The sequence below is a fragment of the Methanoregula sp. genome, assembly GCF_052325125.1.
Lineage (GTDB): Archaea > Halobacteriota > Methanomicrobia > Methanomicrobiales > Methanospirillaceae > Methanoregula.
On the sequence record NZ_JBKQWO010000006.1, the window covers coordinates 1 to 17,835 of the forward strand.

The window sequence follows — 17,835 nt, forward strand, 5'->3', positions numbered from 1 at the left end:
AAGTTCGGCGGAGATCTGAAAGCAAGGAAATTTATTGTTCAGATGAAGGAAATCGCAAATAAAATGATTGTCTGTAACATTCACCGGTTCTTACAATTTCTCGTCACTGAGGTTTTCTACAGAGCAGGAAGTTCTTAAAAAAAGAGAGGTATGAGGAGTAAGGGGCTTTATTCAATCGCAATGCGTGAGGACGGGGCAACCGCTTGGCGTTTGAGCCAAACTTCCAGCACACCGTTTTTGAAGCTGGCTTTTGCATCGCCTTGGGACACGTCCGTGGGTAGTGCCACCACGCGCCGGAGCGTGCCGTAGATTCTCTCTCTCATGTAGTAACCTTTGGATTTCTCTTCGGTCTCGATAAAATTGTCAATTTTCGAATCTTGTATACACAAATATTTTGGTTATTAATCCCAGAACAATTACGATAATAATACCGACAAAATAAAGGGACATCTGAATATCTTTGAGGCTAATTGCAGACCATACCAATGCAATAACCCCCAATAAATATCCGAAGGAATATAAGGGATTTTCGTATGCATTTCGATAATATTGCCAATACGTCACCATTGATGACGTTATTATAGCAAACACTAAGTTAAAAATTAAAAAGGTAATTGTCTCTGATAATGGGATATTAGTAGATGTGATTTGAGAACCAAAATGCATCGTTGAAAATATCCCTGCAAAGGCGACCTCTATAACTGGAACTACGCACCCCTCAATAAGACCCTCAAAGAAACCTTCTATGAGCATTATTGTACATTAATAAATGAATATAGAATAAAAATCATTTCCTGATTATCAACCCAATCATTGTCCCCCCTTGGTTTCCTGCCAGATTGTTCGGTATATTCGCCAGTTAATCCGCCCTCGCCCCGCTGTGCCCCGTGAGAGGCCCTGAGACGGGGAACCCTCGCTATCAGTTCCCATGATTCAGAATTGCAACGCTTTTCTATTTCCCCTTCTCCTCCTCTTTCTTCAGGTTCTGGTTCTCCACAATCCTGTCAGCAACTAACAAGGCCACAGCCGCCACGGTAAAACGAGTGCCCCCTCCATGGTGTATTGCCTGATCACGGCAATCAGGGCCGTGATAATCACTGCATAGAGGAGGGTGTTTGTTACATGCCTTTTGTACCTGTATTTCATCCTGTTTCACCACGCTTTCATTTTCCCCCCCATTATAAATGAACTACCTTTCCCTTGTATGGTTCAACCACAGGCTTGAGGATCATCGTCTTTTCTTCCTCCGCAATCCGGGCCGGACCGACCCTGCCCATCCACACGTGGGGGGGGGTGACCCCTACCTGCACGGACAAAAGGGGTGGGGGGTGCTGCCGATTTTTAAAAAAGGGGGTGCCCCCACCACCATCCCCCCTCCGGCCTCCTCTCCGCCCGGGTCGTCCGTCAGTGGCCTGCCCGGTTTAGTCAGATGTACATTTGATTATCAATTGTACATCTGATTATCAAATGTACATCTTATAGCCCGGAATTGCGGTTGCGGTCATGAAGGGGAGGGGGGTAGGGTCTACCCCCCTCTTCATCAGGGACCGCCCGGCTCGCTCCTTTCCTCCTGGTCTCATCACCTACCTCCGCTCTTCCTCATATCTCAATTCCTCGTATCAGAATAGTTTAAGACCGTTCAACATGGAATTAGTAAGGAGGATTGTAGGAATGGGCGCAAAAAAACAGGCAGTGAAATCTAAGAAAGTGTGGATAAAAGCACTCGCGATTATCGCCGGTGTACTTTTTGTCGTACTGATGGTGGTATCAGCCATGGGTTCAAGCTGGATTTCATCGCTTGCAACGATAAAACCCGGCGATGTGGTGGTTTTGGATTATACCCTGCGGGATGCGCAGGGGACTCCGATCCTGACCTCGAACCAGCAGCTGTACACCCAGCTCACCAACCAGGGTTCCGGGGTCCTGTACTCCAAGCCGCTGACAATCACGGCCAACCAGTCCCTTGACACCACAGTATACCCCAACGTATACCCGATACAATTCTATACGGCTTCAACCGGCTGGTCGGCCTCGAATCAGTTCGCGTTGTTCCGGGATGAATACGATACTATCAGCTCGGGCATTGTTGGCATGAAGGCCAACAGCCAGAAAACGATCTCCCTGGCAACGGCTAAGCCTATGACCCAGCTTTGGTCGGCAGAGCAGCTGGCAGCCAGTAACATGAGCCTGTCATCAATCCAGAACGGTGAGCTCATCGCCCTTGGTGTTTCCAGCAACCCTGAGGCGGCGCAGGTTAATTCTACCGCCCAGTCTTACGTCAGGATCGGAGAGGTGGCCAACAAGACGCCGGATGGCATCACCATCGATTTCTCCTACCCGAGTGCGGATGTCACCGTTGAGTCAATTAACGCGGCATCAAGTTGATATATTTTTTTTTATTTTTAGTACCGTGAGCTCTTCTCACACCCTGCTCTCAAAAACCCGGCCTGAATGCACCACGGGTATATCTGTGTAAAATGTTCTGAATCCGCGGTGATCAATGTATCCTGTCCGGATCCAGTACTTCACTCATTTCAGTTCTTCTATCAATTATCCTTCATGACCCGGGAATGGTTCTCCATCCCCACCAGGTGTAAACCCCTCGTTATCAGACATGCAGTCTGACCCCTTAAATCCGGGGCCAAAATGGGCTTATTTTCCCATCGGGACCTGCTGGTAAACAAAAAAATGATCCCTTTTTGTCCACCCTGCAAATTATCCCCATTATTTGGAGCGAAAATCCAAAACCGGGCAAAATACAGGGCTTTTATATCTCCTCTTTAGCGGTGTTCTGCAGGCAGTGTTTTTTGGGTCGGCCACATTGTCGTATGGCACCGGATAGGGCCCCGGAATGCCGTTATAGGCCCCGATCCGGATCAGTGAAGTACAGGAAAATGATGAAAATGGGTGGGCATTTCGGTTATTAAAAGACTCATGCCGATTTTTTGGGATGATTGATCTGTCGAATTTGAGTGAAGTACTGAGATCTGCTCCCGGGTTGACCTCACTGGCATGGTTGGTGAACTCTTTAAAAAAGTCCTATGACCGGAATCCGTAGATACGCTTGATCCGGTGGGCGACAGTCTTCCATCCCTCTTTTCTCATCAGCGGGCCGTCGCGCAGTTTGAGATGGGAGAGGGTAAACCGTTTCCCGTCGACAACATATTTCTCTCCAACCACAAATTCATCCTCTCCCTCGCATTCCAGGTAGAGCGGGATCGTCTTCCTGCCGTCATGGACGGAGATCTTCACGACCACCCGGTCGATAGTCCGGGTCCAGAGGGTGGTGATGTCCTTTGCTTTCGCACGTGGCAGCCGTTTTTCCCCGCACTCGATTGCCGTAACCTCGACCCCGTAGGCTTCATCCCCGCATTCTGCAACAAGATGGTCATCGAGAAAACACTCGTCCTCGGGATCAAATTCAATCGTGCCGGAGAGGGAAGTTCCCTCCCGGGAGACAATCGTCTTTATCACCAGCATTTCAGGTTCCTTCTCCCACGGAATCCGGTGGTGGTGCCCGCACGCGGTGCACCGGACGAGGCGGTCGCGGGACTCAGAGAGAACCTCGTGCTCGGTCTCTTCCCCGCACTCGGGGCACAAAACGGTGATAAACATTAAAATATGAATGGCAACCCTCACATGATAAAGCATGGAGGCGCAGGAAATTATCCGGTGCCGGGGACATCCTCTTGTCCTTGGCACCCACCCGACCACGTTTGAGGTGACATGCGAAAAGCATCTTTCTGAAAACGGCAACTGCATCATCGGGGTCGCTGCCGACAAGGGCTGTGCCGGCCTTGCTGCGGACTTCAAAAAGGTGCTTGTCCACGACGATGCGGTTCTTGTGACACGGCTTTTGGCAGGGAACATTCTCGTCGAGGTGCGATCACGGGGGTCGGCACACCTCACCCTCGATCACCCGGCCGATATGGTCTGGCGTCGCAGTACCTTTACCTGCGGCAGGACAATCGGCATCTGCACGGATCGCATGGCTGCAGCACTGCCCCGGGAGCTTATCACCGCACTTAGAAACGGGGAAGAGATGACTGTTATCCTAACTGTTACACGTCCCGGCTGAGCGTGGTGATCTTTTCTTCTGCCCCGGCAAGCAGGGTTTCGCACTGTTTGACGAGCGCTGCCCCTTGTTCATATAATTTCATGCTCTCGTCAAGGCTTGTTCCGCCGTCCTCGATCTTTGCGATAATCAGTCGTAACTGCTCAATCTTTTCTTCATAGGTTTCCGTCATGATCCACACGCTCCACCACGACCCGGCTCCTGCCGTCGTAAAACCGCAGGTTCAGCCGGTCATCTCCCAAGAGGGCATCCACGGATTTCACAACAATGCCGTCCTTTTCCGCAACGCAATACCCCCGGGCGAGCACCGCACGCGGGCTCCTTCCCTCAAGTGCCGTCTTCATCTCCGCAAGCATGAGACGGTCGCGCTCGATCCGGGTCGAGAACGACCGTTCGAGCCGGTCAGAGAGATCCACGGTTGCCTGCCTTTTCTCGCCGATCTTCCGGCAGAACCGCTGCGGGCGGAGACGGTCCCGGAGCGCAGCAATATCGTCCTGTGCCCGTGAGACCCGGGAAAGCAGCGCCCCGCCCAGCTGGCACCGGAGGTCCCGGAGCGCGAGCCGGAGGTCCTTCCTGTCCGGTACTACCAGTTCGGCCGCAGCCGAAGGGGTGGGTGCCCGCATATCGGCTGCGAGATCCGCAAGTGTCACATCAACCTCGTGGCCGACAGCCGATACGACCGGGACCGGGCATGCGGCAATCGCTCGCACAACATCGGGATGGTTAAAGGGGAAAAGATCCTCGAAACTCCCGCCGCCCCGTGCCACGATCACGACATCCACGCGTCCCGCGACCCGTTCGATTGCCCGTGCGATCTCCCGGTGGGCATCCTCTCCCTGTACTGCTGTGGGAGAGATGACGATCTCCACGGGATAGCGGCGGGCGATCACGGTACGGATATCGTGGATAACCGCCCCGGTTTCCGAGGTGACTACGCCTACCCGTGTAGGAAACGATGGCAGAGGACGTTTCCGTTCGATGGCAAACCAGCCTTCCGCCGCCAGTTCCTTTTTCCACCTCTCGACAAGCAGGTACTTCTCCCCGGCTCCTCCCCGGGTCATCTCTTTTACCTGTATCTGATAAGCCCCGTGCGGTGGATACACCCGGACCGAACCGGTGATGATGACCTCCATGCCGTCCTCCGGTTCGAAGGAAAGCCGTTCGGCATCCGACCGCCACATGACGCACTTGATCACCGCCGCCAAGCTCCCACCCCCTTTTTCCGAGAGAGAGAAGTACCGGTGGCCCCGGGCGTGGTGCTTGTAGTTCGTGACCTCGCCCTGTACCATGATATCCTGGAGCTGCCGGTCATCGAGAAGGCGTTCGATGATGCCGGATACCTCGCCGACCGTGAGCGGAATATCCGGTAGTACGGATAATTCCTTTGGTTCCTGCGCTTCCGGGGGCTCGGTGCGGTAAAACCAGTCCATGAAGGAAATATTATGCACAAAGCGCTTATCAATTAGTATTATCATGACTGCCTACGGCGTATCGAGCATGTTCTTCCATGAATACACCAGTGAAGAGATCTTCTCGTTTGTCGCCAGGGCAGGCCTCGACGGGATCGAGTACTGGCTGGAGACGCCGCATTTCTGGCTCCGCGATCTCCCGGCAGACGAAGTGATCGCCTGCCGGCGTGCCCACCCGGAGATTGCCACTCTCACCGTCCACACGCCGGTTCTCGACCTCAATCCCTGCTCCATCAATCCCGATGTGGCGGAGATCTCGGTTGCCTATGCTGTCCGGTCAGTTGAAATGGCGCAGGTTCTCGGGGCAAGCGTCCTCACCGTCCATCCCGGCCGGAGAACGGCAAAACGTCCCCCGGGCGAGGCCGATATCGCCCGGTTCGATCACTATATCGCGGCGCTCCGCGAGGCCGCCTTACGGGATACCGTTAAAGTTGCGCTCGAAAACATGGAACCCGCAATCAATTCCCTCATCTGCACGCCCGAACGGATGCGCGAAGTGCTTGATGCCGAACCGTGGCTTATGTTCACGCTCGACACATCCCACGCGCTCGCAGCATCTGAGGAAACGGTGCTGCAGTATATCGATCTCTGCGCTGACCGGCTTGCAAACGTGCACATCAGCTGTGCAGGAAACGGCCAGCTCCATCTCCCGCTGGACCGGAACCCGGTAATCGCCCGGATCCTCGGAGCGCTCCGTGACCGCCGCTACCGGCGGGGCCTGATGCTCGAGATTGACGATCTCAATTTCCGAAAACCACTCTCCGCGGAAGAGAAGTGCGTAATCCTTGCGAGGGATCGTGCGTTTATGCACGAATGCATGGAGCCGGACTAAACCGGGATACCCCAGTCCGTTGGGTTTATTAAATCCCATTCCCCATAACTTCAGTGTACAACGACTATGAACCAAAGGATCTGGCGTGTTTTTCCACGGCGTGAAATAGGATGATTGAGAACGTTTTTTATCTTCTGCTCTTTGTCATCTGTATCCTTCTCTCCGCGTTTTTTTCCAGTTCAGAGGTTGCCCTGATCTCGATCACCAAGGCGAAGGTCCGAACGCTTGTCAATGACAACAAGCCCGGTGCCATAGCCCTTGCCACATTAAAAGAGAACCCGGATCACTTCCTGATTACGATCCTTGTAGGAAATACCATCATGAACATTGCTGCGGCTGCCATTGCAACCGCGATTGCGATCAGTGTCTTTGGCAGCATCGGTGTCGGTATTGCCACTGGCGTTGTCGTGATCATCCTGCTTGTTTTCGGTGAAATCGGCCCGAAGATCTATGCCACCCGGGCCCCGGATACCTTCCCCCGGACTATAGCGCCAATTATCCTTTTCCTCTCCCGCATCCTCTCGCCTGTTATCTGGGTTGTTGAACGGGTGAGCCCGTCCCTTGGCGTCGGCAGGGATATGGGTGAACCGGCGGTAACCGAAGAGGAGATCAAGGAATGGATAGACGTGGGGAAAGAGGAGGGGACGATCGAGCAAGATGAAAAGGAGATGCTTTACTCGGTTCTTGAGTTCGGGGACACGACCGCCCGGGAGATCATGACCCCCCGCGTCGACGCGATCCTCATAGAGGATACCACAGGCATCGGCGAGGCGATCCGGATCTTCAACGAGACCGGTTTTTCCCGCATCCCGATCTACCACGACCGGATCGACAACATTACGGGCGTCCTCAATGTAAAAGACGTATTCTCCGCGATGGTTTCAAAGAGGACGGATATTTCGATAAAAGAGATCATGTACGACCCGACGTTCGTGCCGGAGACAAAAAAGATCGACGATCTCTTAAAAGAACTCCAGGTACACCGGGTACAGATTGCCATTATCATCGATGAGTACAGCAGTTTCGTGGGGATCGTTACGGTAGAAGACATTCTCGAAGAGATCGTGGGAGAAATCAGGGACGAATACGACAAGGAGGAGCCCGGGGTGCAGAACATCGCCGAGGGGGTCTACGTGCTTGACGCCCAGATGTGGGTGGACGATATCAACGATGAGCTCAGCATCGGGCTGCCCCTGGACGAATCGTATGAGACCGTCGGCGGTCTTCTCATCGACCGGCTCGGCCACATCCCGCAGCACCCGGGGGAGAAAGTGGAGATCGAGGCCGGGAGGATCACGCTTGTCGTCATGCAGATGCACGGCCGGCGCATCGTGAAGATCAAGTGTATTGCCCGCCCAACGACCCCGGGCGAGGCAGAACCCCGGTGATGGAAGAACCGTCCTGGAGCGCAGGAATCATGACAAAACGGATCGTAGTGGTTGCATCGGGACGCGGTTCGAACTTCCAGGCAATCATCGAAGCCCTGCAGAGAGGCAGTATCCCTGCCGTATGCGTGGCGCTTGTCACCGACAATCCGAAAGCGTATGCAATCGAGCGGGCAGAGGCTGCCGGCATCCCGGTTGTTGTGGTCGATTATGCCAGGTTCGCCACCCGTGAGCTCTACGAGGGGGCACTTCTTGATGCACTCAGGAAAGCCCGGCCTGACCTTGTAGCACTCGCCGGCTATATGCGCATTCTGGGGTCGGCTATCGTGCGGGAGTATGCCGGGATGATGATCAATATCCACCCGGCGCTCCTCCCCAGTTTCACCGGTCTCCACGCCCAGCGGCAGGCGCTCTTTCACGGGGTAAAAGTGACCGGATGTACCGTGCATTTCGTTGACGAGAGCCTGGACGGCGGCCCCATTATCCTGCAGCGCTGTGTACGGGTCATGGATGATGACGACGAGGATACCCTTGCCAACCGTATCCTCATACAGGAACATCTCGCCCTCCCGGAGGCAGTCAGGCTCTTCTGCGAGGACCGGCTGAGCATCGAAGGAAGGAAGGTCAGGGCCCGGTAAATTGCCCTACCCTGAAGGGGAGAGCACGTCGCTTTCCTTTCCACGCACCGTCATTTTTATATCCCGGGCGCGGATAGTATGACACCTGAAAGGTACCGTTCACCATGAAGGACAGGAACCGCCCCCCCTCCATAAAACCCCTCGCACGGGAGCGTATTGCGGTGCTCTTTTCCCAGGCAGAAAAGACATTCCCTGAGCATCCCGAATACAGCGACCGGTACGTTACTCTTGCCCGGAAGATTGCCATGCGCCACCGGGTCAGGATCGACCGGGAGTACCGGCGCCGGTACTGCCACCACTGCTACCGGTACCTGGTGCCCGGGGCAAACATGCGGGTGCGGGTGCACCATGGATGGGTGTCGGCCACCTGCCTGGAATGCAGGAAGATAACCCGGTACCGGGTGGAGAGATCCTCTTGACAACAAAGACTGATCCCGCGATGCAGGACCTCAAACCGACGGTCTGGATCGGGAAACAGGGATGCACGGCGGCAACGATCGAGGAGATTGCTGCCCAGCTCAAAAAGCGTAAGGTAATCAAGGTAAAATGGCTCCAGAACACGGAGATCGACCCGGAAGCAGTGGCGGAAGCAGCGCGTGCGGTCCTCGTCGAAGTACGGGGAAAGACCATGGTACTTTCCGAACGCGGGAAAAATGGGAAAAAATGAGCCGTTTTCGTACCGTGAGAATGGGGTTTTCGTTATCTCGAAATATATAAAAACCTCGCTTACCAATAAGATAAGACTGTTATTTAATTTTAAAAACAGTGAGGACTCTACATGACGACCGTATATGATGTCCCGGCCGACCACCTTATCAGGAAGGTTGCCGAGGAGCTCAAGAAGCGGCAGGAGATCAAGCCGCCGGCCTGGGCTGCCTTTGCAAAGACCGGGGTACATAAGGAGATGCCGCCCGAAGACCCCGACTGGTGGTTTATCCGGGCAGCAGCAGTGCTGAGACGCGTCTACGTCGATGGCCCCCTGGGCGTTGAACGGATGCGGAGTTTCTATGGCGGGAACAAGAACCGCGGCTCGAAACCGAATGCTTTCCGGAAGGGCAGCGGCTCGATTCTCAGAAAGGCCCTCCAGCAGCTTGAGGCTGCCGGGTTCATTGCGCACGACAAGACCGGGCGCAAAGTCTCCCCGGCCGGCATGGCTTTCCTGGACAGTATGGCCCAGGAGGTTATCGCCCACCCGCCGGCACCCGTCCCGAAGAGGGTAAAGCCGGTTGCTGAAGAGCCAAAGAAGGCTGAAGCGAAGAAGGGCAAGGCTGAGAAATCCTCCAAGGCCGAGAAGTCTGACGATGCGAAGGGCGAGAAGAAACCTGCCGCAAAGAAGGGCGAAGGCAAGAAGGCTGAAGGCAAGAAGCCCGAATCATAACTGAGGTGACAATCCATGGGAGACGACGAGCTGAGTGAGATCCGCAAGAGAAGGATGGCGCAACTCCAGCAGCAGGCCGGCGATCAGCAGGCTATGCAGGATGAGCTCGAACGCCAGCAGCGTCTCAAGTCCCAGGTGCAGATGGTGCTTATGCAGATTCTCGAGCCCGACGCCCGGGAACGCCTGAACACCATCCGGCTGACAAAACCGGACTTCGCGGGCGCCGTGGAACAGCAGCTGGTGATGCTTGCCCAGAGCGGGCGTCTCCAGCAGAAGATCACCGATGCACAGCTAAAAGAGCTGCTCCGGCAGCTTGCGCCGGCAAAACGGGATTACTCGATCACCAGAAAGTGATGAAAGCAGGAGTGCTTTACAGCGGCGGGAAGGATAGTTCCCTTGCAGCGATCATGCTGGGTACGTATTACGAGGTTGAACTCAACACGTTTGTGTTCGACCCCGCCCGCTTAATCCCGACAATAGAGAATGCCGCGCAGGCGCTGGGGTTCCCTTTAAAGAAACGGGTATTTCCCGAAGGTATGGCAGAAGAGATGGCAGACATGGTAATTTCGTGCGGGTATCCCAACGATGCGATCAACCGCATCCACCAGACTGCCATCGGGACCCTTGCCGGTGAGTACAAGGTCGTCAGCGACGGGACCCGGTTTGACGACCGGGTCCCGATGCTCACGAGGGCGCAGGTGCAGAGCATCTGCGGCCGGACCGGGAGCACGTATGTGCGCCCGCTTCTCGGTTATATGCGATCCGAAGTCGACCGGCTGGCGGACCGGTTCCTCGTGGTAGAATACGGGGAGACCGGGATGATACCAAACGGGGACTACGAATCCGAGATCAGGGCGGCGATCCGTGCCCGCGGAGTTGATCCCGCTGCCCTGTTCCCCCCGCACCACGAGCAGTCGCTTGTGGTGGGAAGAAAGAAGTGCAATAACAACTAGGTGAAGAACATGAGCAAGCTCAGCAAAGGAAGGAAGATCCGGCTCGCCAAGGCATGCGAACAGAACCGGCGTGTGCCCCAGTGGGTCATGGTAAGGACGAAAAGAAGCGTCGTTTCGCACCCGAAGAGACGCAACTGGCGCAGAAGCACGTTAAAGGTGTAAAATCATGGCAGAACAGATGCAGGAGCATGTCTATATCATCCCGCTGCGGGATGCACGCAGGATGCCCCGGTGGAAGCGGGCGAACGGCGCGATCAAGGATATCCGCAAGTACCTTGCCAAGCACATGAAGACCGAAGATGTCAAGCTTGACAAGACCATCAACGAGAAGGTGTGGAGCCGGGGAAGCGAGAAGCCGCCATCAAAGATCCGGGTCCGCGCCATGAAGATGGAAGACGGGCAGGTCCAGGCAGAACTTGCCCCGGAATCGTAAGCATATGGAACGCACGACTAACTTTGACGGGGACCCCAATATCGGGGTTTTTGCCCGGGTTGCAGGCGATATCGCGGTGATCCCGCCGGAATCGGCGGATGAGTTCCGGGACGCGCTTAAAGAGGCGCTCTCCGTGGAACTGGTTGAGACGACCATCCAGGGCAGTTCGATCATCGGGTCGCTTGTCGCAGGGAACAGCCGGGGCCTCGTGGTCTCGGGGCTTGCAACCGAGAGCGAGCTTGCGGTGCTCAAAAAGCACCGGAAGGTCATGCTGCTCTCAGATACAATGAACGCGGCAGGGAACGTGATCATGGCAAACGATACGTTTGCCGTGGTGCACCCGGACCTTCCTGCTGAAATCGCAGCGACAATCGGGGAGTTCCTGGGGGTCGTTGTGATCCACCTGATGCTTGGGGGCGTGCGGACTGTCGGCATGGCCGGCGCCGCCACGAACAAGGGTGTGATCGTGCACCCGAATGCGACCGCGCAGCAGATTGCACAGATCGAAGCGGTGGCGAAGGTGCCGGTCGGTACCGGCACGATCAACATGGGCAGCGGCCTTATCGGTACCGGCCTTCTCGTGAACGATGCGGGCTACATTGCCGGTAACGCGACGAGCGGGTTTGAACTCGGCAGGGTCGAGGACGTATTTGGATTTCTGGAGTGAGTGATTATGGCAGAGCAGAAGTATGAAGTAAAAGGAACATTCCTTATGGGCGAAGATTGGGTGCCCTACACGAAAGTGATCGCGGCGCCAAACGAGAATCAGGCTAGGGAACGCACGTTTGCGGTCTTCGGCAGCAAGCATAATTTAAAGAGGCGCTACATCAAGGTCGATGGCGTCAGCCTGGCGAAGCCTGAGTAAATCTTTTTTCCGGGACCCCGGTGGCATCCTCCGGGAATTTCAGGAACTTTGCGGTTATATCTGAATGGAGCCGTCCGAATATCCGGTATGTGCCGTCCGGGTGCCGGCGTTACCTGAATGCCAGGTACAGGAAGTAGATGCCGATCACGATAATCGCGCAGCCGATGATCCGGTCGGCAAGTTCGCCGCTTACGTTCGCTTTTTCCTTGATTGTTTTCCCGACCGCCCCGCCAATCGAGCTGATGACGATCAGTGGGATGCTCATCCCGAGTCCATAGACAAGAATGGTGAGGAGTCCCTGCGTCATGGTCTGGTAGAGCGCAATGTACGTGAGGACGACAATAAGCATCGGCGCTCCCCGGCCCAAGGTGATCGCCCCGAATGAGAGGCCGAGCAGGAACGCGCCGGTGACGGTATAGGACACCGGCGCCCGCAGGTGCGAAAAGATGCTCCGTATCGGGGGTTTATAGAGGTGCAGGAGCTGGAGGCCCATGAGGATGAGGAGGATACCCCCGAGGGACCAGGCGATGGTGCTGTTCAAAAAGAGGAGATATTTCCCGAGGAACCCCGCGATCACGCCGAGTGGCAGGAGTACAAGGATGGTGCCGGTGCAGAATGCGAGAGTGAGCCTGAGGATAGTAGGGAGCGTGAGCCGCGCAGTTCCGCTGGTGAGATACCCGATAAGGCCGAGGCAGAGGACGCTGTTGCAGGGGCAGATGCCGGCGACAAGACCGAAGATGAAGATCCCAAGAAGGGACGGGTCGAAGGCGGCCATCTCATGAGGGTTGTCCAGAGCAGGGGAAAAAGATTTGGAATAGGGGCACTCTACAAAACCATATTCAGGAGAACCCGGATGAGTTTAAATTCGTCTCCTGTCTCATCCTGACGGGGATGACAGACAGAAACGCTGACCTCAACGGCAAGGACAAAAACAGAATGGATAATTCTTTCCTGCCAACGATCATCGTTCATTTTTTCCGTTCCGGTTGTTCTTTTTAGGGACCCTTCGGTTATACACGATAACACCGGTTCCAATTGCCAGCAGGATAAGACATCCCCCGATTACCAGAACAATAACAATATTGTTCGCAATAATCCTTTCGACGCCTCCTGCAAAGCTTCGGATGATTCCGCCGGGAGACTGCGACAGGGATGATGGTGCGGGAGCCGGGGTTCCAGCCCCTGTCGGCGCAGGTCCGGTCTGGTTTTTCAGGCTGATCAGGCCGAATATGGACAACCCCTGGGGAGATGTTCCCTGGAAGACCATATTTCCTCTATTATCGGACCCTGTATAATCGGTCTTGAGTATGGCGGAAGTCCCCTCATCAGAGAGACGTGCAATTCCTATCGACTGAATCCCTCCATGATTCGTAACCCAGTCCGGGGGGATGGTCAGGTTTATAATCGCCAGCCCGGGTGCAACAAAGTTGTTTTTCCCGACGTATGCACTGTATGCTATCCCTTCGATCTGCTGGTTATTGCCTTTGGCAGCTGACTGGAACGCATCCTGTATTCCCTGGTTTGCGATATATGAAATAGCGGTTGTGATTGATGCATTTTCAGGAATTGAATCAAGTGGTGTACTGACCGAGATGGAAACCGTGCCTGCATTCGTCTCTGCATACGCGGGTGCAGTATTCAATCCCACGCTTTTGACGGTACCGGATATCAACCCGTTATCCTTAATCGACATGTCGCTGGTTACCACTGTAAGAGTGAAGCCCGGCTGGATGATGGTGATTGCGTTATCTGTGAGGGAAATTATTGATCCTGACTGTCTTGCGAGTGCAGTGTCTAGAAGGAAGGTCTGTGTCCCCGCAGTTCCGGTGGTTGCGGTTAATCCTGCGACCGAGAGGGACCGGGTTGTCGTTGTTGCATTTGTTTCGAACGGACCCAGCTGGAGGCCCGGCTGCGCGACCGGGAGGGATGCCACCGGGGCCGCCGGTGGAATCCCGAAGAGGCTCGAAAGGAAGCCCCCCGAGACGCTGCTGCTCCCTTCGCTACCACTCCCACCATTATTATTACTCCCTCCGTTGCCACCACCCCCATTATTACCCCCGCCGCTGCCACTGGTGGCAGACATGCCAAAGGTCGAAAGCCCGTGAGGTGAAGTAGCCCTGAAATAATCGGTGGAACCCGTGCTTGAGACATATTGCGTGGTGAGAACTTCTTTTGTCCCGTCATCCCCTAACCGCAGGATCCTTATATTGCTCCTGCCACCATTTGCGACCACCCATGCATCATCGACGCTCAGGTCCAGCGTCACTCCGGCGCTTCCCAGGTTGGCATTGAGGGACCCGGTGTTCTGGAATTCAACCGTATAGGCAATTGCCTGGATATTGAGGTTGTTGTCGGCTGCTGCAACCTGGAAAGCATCGGACACGGAAGACGTCGCCCCACTAATGACATTCTGCTGGATTGTGGCGCCGGAAACGAGCTGGGTCAGGGGGACCGTAATCTGGGTGCTGACCGTCCCGATACTCCCGCCAAGACTAGCGGTGACCGGAGCGCTCTGCATGGTGACGCCCTGTATGCCGTCAATACTGATGTTCTGCCCGTCGTTTACCACATTTGTTCCGGTGTATTGCAGGCTGGACCAGCCATTCCCCGGATTGCTGACCGTGACCGTGTTTCCGGAAACTGTTGGCGTCCCGGAAACTGTTGAAAGGGTGAGATTTACCTGCTGGGTACCGGCGACTGTCGTGGTAGTGGTACCGGAGAAGGTGGTCCCCTGAGTCTGGGTGGCGACGGTTATCCCGGTGGGGTACAGGGTTGTAAAATTCGCATCCGCGCTGGTAACGGATAACCCGTCAAGAGTTGTTGATGTCACCAGGTAATGGTATGTTGTGTTTGAGGAGAGGCTGTTCAACCCGATTGTATGCGTGGACACCATCACATCATCGGAGCTGGTTGAGCCATAAGAGATTGTAGTACCGTAATTAACAGTGCTGTTGGCATTACCGTTTGTGTTCCAGGTTATCGTGGCGTTGTTACTACCGATCCCTCCGGCCGATACATTATAGGTGATAAGGGGCATTGTTCCGGTAATCACCACTATTCCTGTGTTTCCTGCATCCACGGGATTTACGAAAAATCCTGAAGTAAGACAGAGAAAAAAGGAAATGACAAAAAAAATTAAAAAATTATTTTTCATTCATTTTCATTTCCTGCCACTCTTACAGAATGCAATACCAGCGATAATAATTGCCACAAGAATCACGGTCAGGGGAAGGGGACTCTTGGTTGTGGTTGCCTCTGGTGCAGCCTCGGCTGCGGTGCCACCGGTGGTTGACGATGAAACCATGACGGCCCAGACACTCAGGTGGTTGGTTGTCGCAGTCAGCGTTGTACTGCTAGAATCCACCTGCGTGGACAGGATGACCCACGCATTCTGGGCAGCGTCATAGTAGGAGAGTTTCAGCTGGGATGCATCCCCACCGGCCGCTGCAAAATCGTCAGCCGAATAAGTGACCCGGACCGTGGCATCCTTGCTGAGCAGACCGGAGAGCCCGGTGACCTCAAAACAGGTTGCCCCAAATTTTGCGCCCGCTGGTGCGGAGGGAAGGGAATCCAGGGAGTACGGTTGAAGGGTAACCATGGCATCACCCAGTACCGCACCCTGCGGGAACAGGATCGAGATCCGGCCATCAGTTGATGTCAGGGTTCCCGCACTTCCCGGTGTGAGGGAGATACTGGACGCGGTTATTGGAGGAACGTAATTTGTTCCCACTGTGAACGTGTTTGTCTTATCATCAAGAACCTGTCCGTTTTCGAGGAGGATCTTTGAATCGACGGTATAGGTTCCCGCAGACAGATTCTTCACATCGGGGGTGACAACATATTGCACGGTATTTCCGGGAATGATGGAGTTCGGCCACGGTTGCGCCGAACCCTCTCCTATAATGTTCCCATTCCCATCAGTGATCGTGACATTGTTGACGATATATCGATACTGGTAATTTCCCGTGTTTTTAAAGGTCGTGGTGACTACAATCGGCTGGCCAACGGTCAAACTTCCGACGTCTACTCCCGTTATGCTGCCGGTCAAGGAGGGGGTGGTTCCCGAAATGGTGATCAGTACCGGTACAATTATTGCCGTCGTAATGGTGGTCTGTCCACTTCCTACTGGAAGAGCATGGACATAGATTATAGCATATCTACCTCCCGTGCCCACGTCCTTTGGGAGGGTGATAGTCGCAGTTACCGGTTGGGATGCTCCAGGCTCCAGATGAAAGGTTGTATTATCAAGGGAGATAAATGTCCGTGCCGAATACGGGTTCGTGTCGTTCGCCGGATCAATGGGGACAAAACCCGAGTCCATCTGTTGACCGAATCCCATCACTTCAACCGATATATCGGATGGATTTTCGTTCGGTCCAAGACCAATGGTCATCGGGAAGGTATCCGTTCCACCTGGTGCTATGCTGCCGACATACTTTGTTCCAAGGATATTGATCGCAGATGCAGGTACGGTACAGAGTATTACCAACATTATCAGGATCAGCAATCCATTTATCATTGCCCATCTCTTGATTCGATCTTTCATTTCACACCTCTTTATGAGAAACTGTAAGGAAAATAAACCCTTTTAAGGTCTTTTGCTAGTGCCATATCAGATGATCGTACCGGTGAACGGCATATCGTTTCTTCGACATCACTATTTCTGCTTTGAATGGGAGAATATTTAACATTTTTTAATGGCTTGTGATGACTCCGAGCGGTACGCACGATATATTTCGCAGAACTGCCGGTAGAATCTCCCCAAAAAAGTCATAAAAAGTATTTATTTCCCCCGTGATGGGAGAAAATGACTAGGCCGTGTCAGAGTATGCCACGGTAATTACCATTTGATAGCCGTTGGCAGCTGTATCCGTCGGAATAATTGGTTGCTGAAGTACAAGGGGAACGTAAGTTTCGTCAACAGGTGAACCCATCAGCAATTGGGTCGCACTGGTGGTTAGTGTCAACGGACTGGCGACCCCAGTGATATCAGTGACAGGTGTCGCATTTTGAATAGTCAAAGGATTAGCGAGAGTATAAACACCATTGGTCATTTCAGCGTTGTTTCCGTTCACTTTTACATACCATTGGTTCTCATTGGAATACACATCTATTACCGGGAAACCAACTGATGTGTTATAATGGCTGGGAGATATGGTATCCGTACCCACTGTAAAACTTCCGAAGTTGGTAGAAGCATTAAGTATCGAAACCGAGGCATTTGTAGGCTGGTTTCCAGAAGTTGTAACAGTACCATCCGCCATCACCGGTGCAACCATCGCTGCGAATGCGATGATCAGAACCCCAACAATAATCCATAGTTTTGTTTTCATGTTTTCTCTCCTCCTGTGATCGTAATGATCAAGAGTTACACTCATTTCCGTTCATATCAAACTTGCGCCACTTTTTCAAAGCCGGAAACGGAAAAATATCCCCGAAAAACAGTGGAATTTTCCCGGTTTTACTGATTTTTTACGAACGCAAAAATGTAGATTTCATGGATCATAAATTTTTAAAAACCAAAAAAAAATATTCTATCTATTCCGAATTATAAAGAGTACTATAAATAGCAGTGTGTAAAAATAAGGCCCGATCAGAAAATCCGGCATGTGCAAATCTTCCGGAATTTGCATGAAATAATGGGTTTTGGCCATGCGCGTTTCCCGGGATGTGAACCATTTAGCCGTGCATTCACTATCCTCCCGGGATAGGGTTTGTTTTTGCCAGTACCGGCAAGGGAATTTGGGGATTCCTGAAGATACCCCGAGGGTCACACCGAGCCTTGGTTCATGGCGATGATCCGGTAT

24 protein-coding genes are annotated in these 17,835 nt (G+C 53.8%); 14 read left to right on the forward strand and 10 right to left on the reverse strand.

Annotated features, from left to right (window positions below; all coding sequences use genetic code 11):
- Positions 1–167: 167 nt before the first annotated feature.
- From ACLQMU_RS01630 to ACLQMU_RS01640, 3 genes are all read right to left on the reverse strand, one after another.
- Complete coding sequence (locus ACLQMU_RS01630; protein ID WP_422149866.1) at positions 168–389, reverse strand: Hsp20/alpha crystallin family protein; 222 nt, start codon at positions 387–389, stop codon at positions 168–170.
- Positions 364–753: a hypothetical protein gene (locus ACLQMU_RS01635; protein ID WP_424039569.1), complete on the reverse strand. Its 390-nt coding sequence runs from the start codon at positions 751–753 to the stop codon at positions 364–366. Before ACLQMU_RS01635 ends, ACLQMU_RS01630 begins: the two co-directional genes overlap by 26 nt.
- A 199-nt stretch (positions 754–952) precedes the next feature.
- Positions 953–1,156: a hypothetical protein gene (locus ACLQMU_RS01640; protein ID WP_422149867.1), complete on the reverse strand. Its 204-nt coding sequence runs from the start codon at positions 1,154–1,156 to the stop codon at positions 953–955.
- Between the two features lie 515 nt (positions 1,157–1,671).
- On the opposite strand from ACLQMU_RS01640, the gene ACLQMU_RS01645 reads away from it, so the two are divergent.
- Positions 1,672–2,385, forward strand: coding sequence for a hypothetical protein (locus tag ACLQMU_RS01645; protein ID WP_422148981.1), 714 nt, complete (start codon positions 1,672–1,674; stop codon positions 2,383–2,385).
- A gap of 654 nt (positions 2,386–3,039) precedes the next feature.
- Here the strand turns inward: ACLQMU_RS01645 and ACLQMU_RS01650 are convergent.
- Entirely contained in the window at positions 3,040–3,615 is a 576-nt protein-coding gene (locus ACLQMU_RS01650; RefSeq protein ID WP_424039566.1) for an HVO_0476 family zinc finger protein, read from the reverse strand.
- A gap of 34 nt (positions 3,616–3,649) precedes the next feature.
- On the opposite strand from ACLQMU_RS01650, the gene ACLQMU_RS01655 reads away from it, so the two are divergent.
- Positions 3,650–4,078, forward strand: coding sequence for a DUF371 domain-containing protein (locus tag ACLQMU_RS01655; RefSeq protein ID WP_422148983.1), 429 nt, complete (start codon positions 3,650–3,652; stop codon positions 4,076–4,078).
- Here ACLQMU_RS01655 and xseB read toward each other — a convergent pair.
- Together xseB and xseA are read right to left on the reverse strand one after the other, a co-directional pair.
- Complete coding sequence (gene xseB / locus ACLQMU_RS01660; protein WP_422148984.1) at positions 4,062–4,247, reverse strand: exodeoxyribonuclease VII small subunit; 186 nt, start codon at positions 4,245–4,247, stop codon at positions 4,062–4,064. The two genes, ACLQMU_RS01655 and xseB, sit on opposite strands and share 17 nt — an antisense overlap.
- Positions 4,231–5,505, reverse strand: a complete 1,275-nt coding sequence (gene xseA / locus ACLQMU_RS01665) for an exodeoxyribonuclease VII large subunit (RefSeq protein ID WP_422148985.1) — start codon at positions 5,503–5,505, stop codon at positions 4,231–4,233. The genes xseB and xseA overlap by 17 nt, the downstream gene beginning before the upstream one ends.
- A gap of 43 nt (positions 5,506–5,548) precedes the next feature.
- Between xseA and ACLQMU_RS01670 the strand changes: the two genes are divergently transcribed.
- From ACLQMU_RS01670 to rpl18a, 12 genes are all read left to right on the forward strand, one after another.
- On the forward strand, positions 5,549–6,376 hold the full coding sequence (locus tag ACLQMU_RS01670) for a sugar phosphate isomerase/epimerase family protein (protein WP_422148986.1): 828 nt from the start codon (positions 5,549–5,551) through the stop codon (positions 6,374–6,376).
- A gap of 110 nt (positions 6,377–6,486) precedes the next feature.
- Positions 6,487–7,764 carry a hemolysin family protein gene (locus ACLQMU_RS01675; protein ID WP_422148987.1) on the forward strand — a complete coding sequence of 426 codons (1,278 nt, stop codon included), beginning with the start codon at positions 6,487–6,489 and terminating at the stop codon, positions 7,762–7,764.
- 29 nt (positions 7,765–7,793) lie between these two features.
- Positions 7,794–8,399: a phosphoribosylglycinamide formyltransferase gene (purN, locus tag ACLQMU_RS01680; protein WP_422148988.1), complete on the forward strand. Its 606-nt coding sequence runs from the start codon at positions 7,794–7,796 to the stop codon at positions 8,397–8,399.
- Between the two features lie 104 nt (positions 8,400–8,503).
- A complete protein-coding gene (locus ACLQMU_RS01685; RefSeq protein ID WP_422148989.1) occupies positions 8,504–8,818 on the forward strand; it encodes a ribonuclease P protein component 4 in 315 nt (104 codons plus the stop codon).
- Positions 8,815–9,066 (forward strand): YhbY family RNA-binding protein, encoded by a 252-nt coding sequence (locus ACLQMU_RS01690; protein WP_422148990.1) that lies wholly within the window; start codon positions 8,815–8,817, stop codon positions 9,064–9,066. The genes ACLQMU_RS01685 and ACLQMU_RS01690 overlap by 4 nt, the downstream gene beginning before the upstream one ends.
- A gap of 111 nt (positions 9,067–9,177) precedes the next feature.
- Positions 9,178–9,777: a 30S ribosomal protein S19e gene (locus ACLQMU_RS01695; protein WP_422148991.1), complete on the forward strand. Its 600-nt coding sequence runs from the start codon at positions 9,178–9,180 to the stop codon at positions 9,775–9,777.
- A gap of 15 nt (positions 9,778–9,792) precedes the next feature.
- The gene (locus tag ACLQMU_RS01700; protein ID WP_424039562.1) at positions 9,793–10,131 is read left to right on the forward strand and encodes a DNA-binding protein; all 339 of its coding nucleotides are present in this window, start codon (positions 9,793–9,795) and stop codon (positions 10,129–10,131) included.
- Entirely contained in the window at positions 10,131–10,730 is a 600-nt protein-coding gene (locus tag ACLQMU_RS01705) for a DUF7411 family protein (protein WP_424039560.1), read from the forward strand. Before ACLQMU_RS01700 ends, ACLQMU_RS01705 begins: the two co-directional genes overlap by 1 nt.
- 9 nt (positions 10,731–10,739) lie before the next feature.
- Entirely contained in the window at positions 10,740–10,892 is a 153-nt protein-coding gene (locus tag ACLQMU_RS01710; RefSeq protein WP_422148994.1) for a 50S ribosomal protein L39e, read from the forward strand.
- 4 nt (positions 10,893–10,896) lie between these two features.
- Positions 10,897–11,163 carry a 50S ribosomal protein L31e gene (locus tag ACLQMU_RS01715; protein WP_422148995.1) on the forward strand — a complete coding sequence of 89 codons (267 nt, stop codon included), beginning with the start codon at positions 10,897–10,899 and terminating at the stop codon, positions 11,161–11,163.
- A 4-nt stretch (positions 11,164–11,167) separates the two neighbouring features.
- Positions 11,168–11,830 carry a translation initiation factor IF-6 gene (locus ACLQMU_RS01720; protein ID WP_424039558.1) on the forward strand — a complete coding sequence of 221 codons (663 nt, stop codon included), beginning with the start codon at positions 11,168–11,170 and terminating at the stop codon, positions 11,828–11,830.
- Between the two features lie 6 nt (positions 11,831–11,836).
- Positions 11,837–12,028: a 50S ribosomal protein L18Ae gene (rpl18a, locus tag ACLQMU_RS01725; RefSeq protein WP_422148997.1), complete on the forward strand. Its 192-nt coding sequence runs from the start codon at positions 11,837–11,839 to the stop codon at positions 12,026–12,028.
- Positions 12,029–12,137: 109 nt separating this feature from the next.
- Here the strand turns inward: rpl18a and ACLQMU_RS01730 are convergent, their stop codons facing one another.
- The 4 genes from ACLQMU_RS01730 to ACLQMU_RS01745 all read right to left on the reverse strand — a co-directional run bounded on the left by ACLQMU_RS01730 (position 12,138) and on the right by ACLQMU_RS01745 (position 17,361).
- Entirely contained in the window at positions 12,138–12,803 is a 666-nt protein-coding gene (locus ACLQMU_RS01730; RefSeq protein ID WP_422148998.1) for a cytochrome c biogenesis CcdA family protein, read from the reverse strand.
- 186 nt (positions 12,804–12,989) lie between these two features.
- Positions 12,990–15,080: a hypothetical protein gene (locus tag ACLQMU_RS01735; RefSeq protein WP_443673507.1), complete on the reverse strand. Its 2,091-nt coding sequence runs from the start codon at positions 15,078–15,080 to the stop codon at positions 12,990–12,992.
- Positions 15,081–15,188: 108 nt separating this feature from the next.
- Positions 15,189–16,520 carry a hypothetical protein gene (locus tag ACLQMU_RS01740; protein ID WP_424039801.1) on the reverse strand — a complete coding sequence of 444 codons (1,332 nt, stop codon included), beginning with the start codon at positions 16,518–16,520 and terminating at the stop codon, positions 15,189–15,191.
- A gap of 319 nt (positions 16,521–16,839) precedes the next feature.
- Positions 16,840–17,361, reverse strand: coding sequence for a hypothetical protein (locus ACLQMU_RS01745; protein WP_422149001.1), 522 nt, complete (start codon positions 17,359–17,361; stop codon positions 16,840–16,842).
- Positions 17,362–17,835 lie beyond the last annotated feature (474 nt).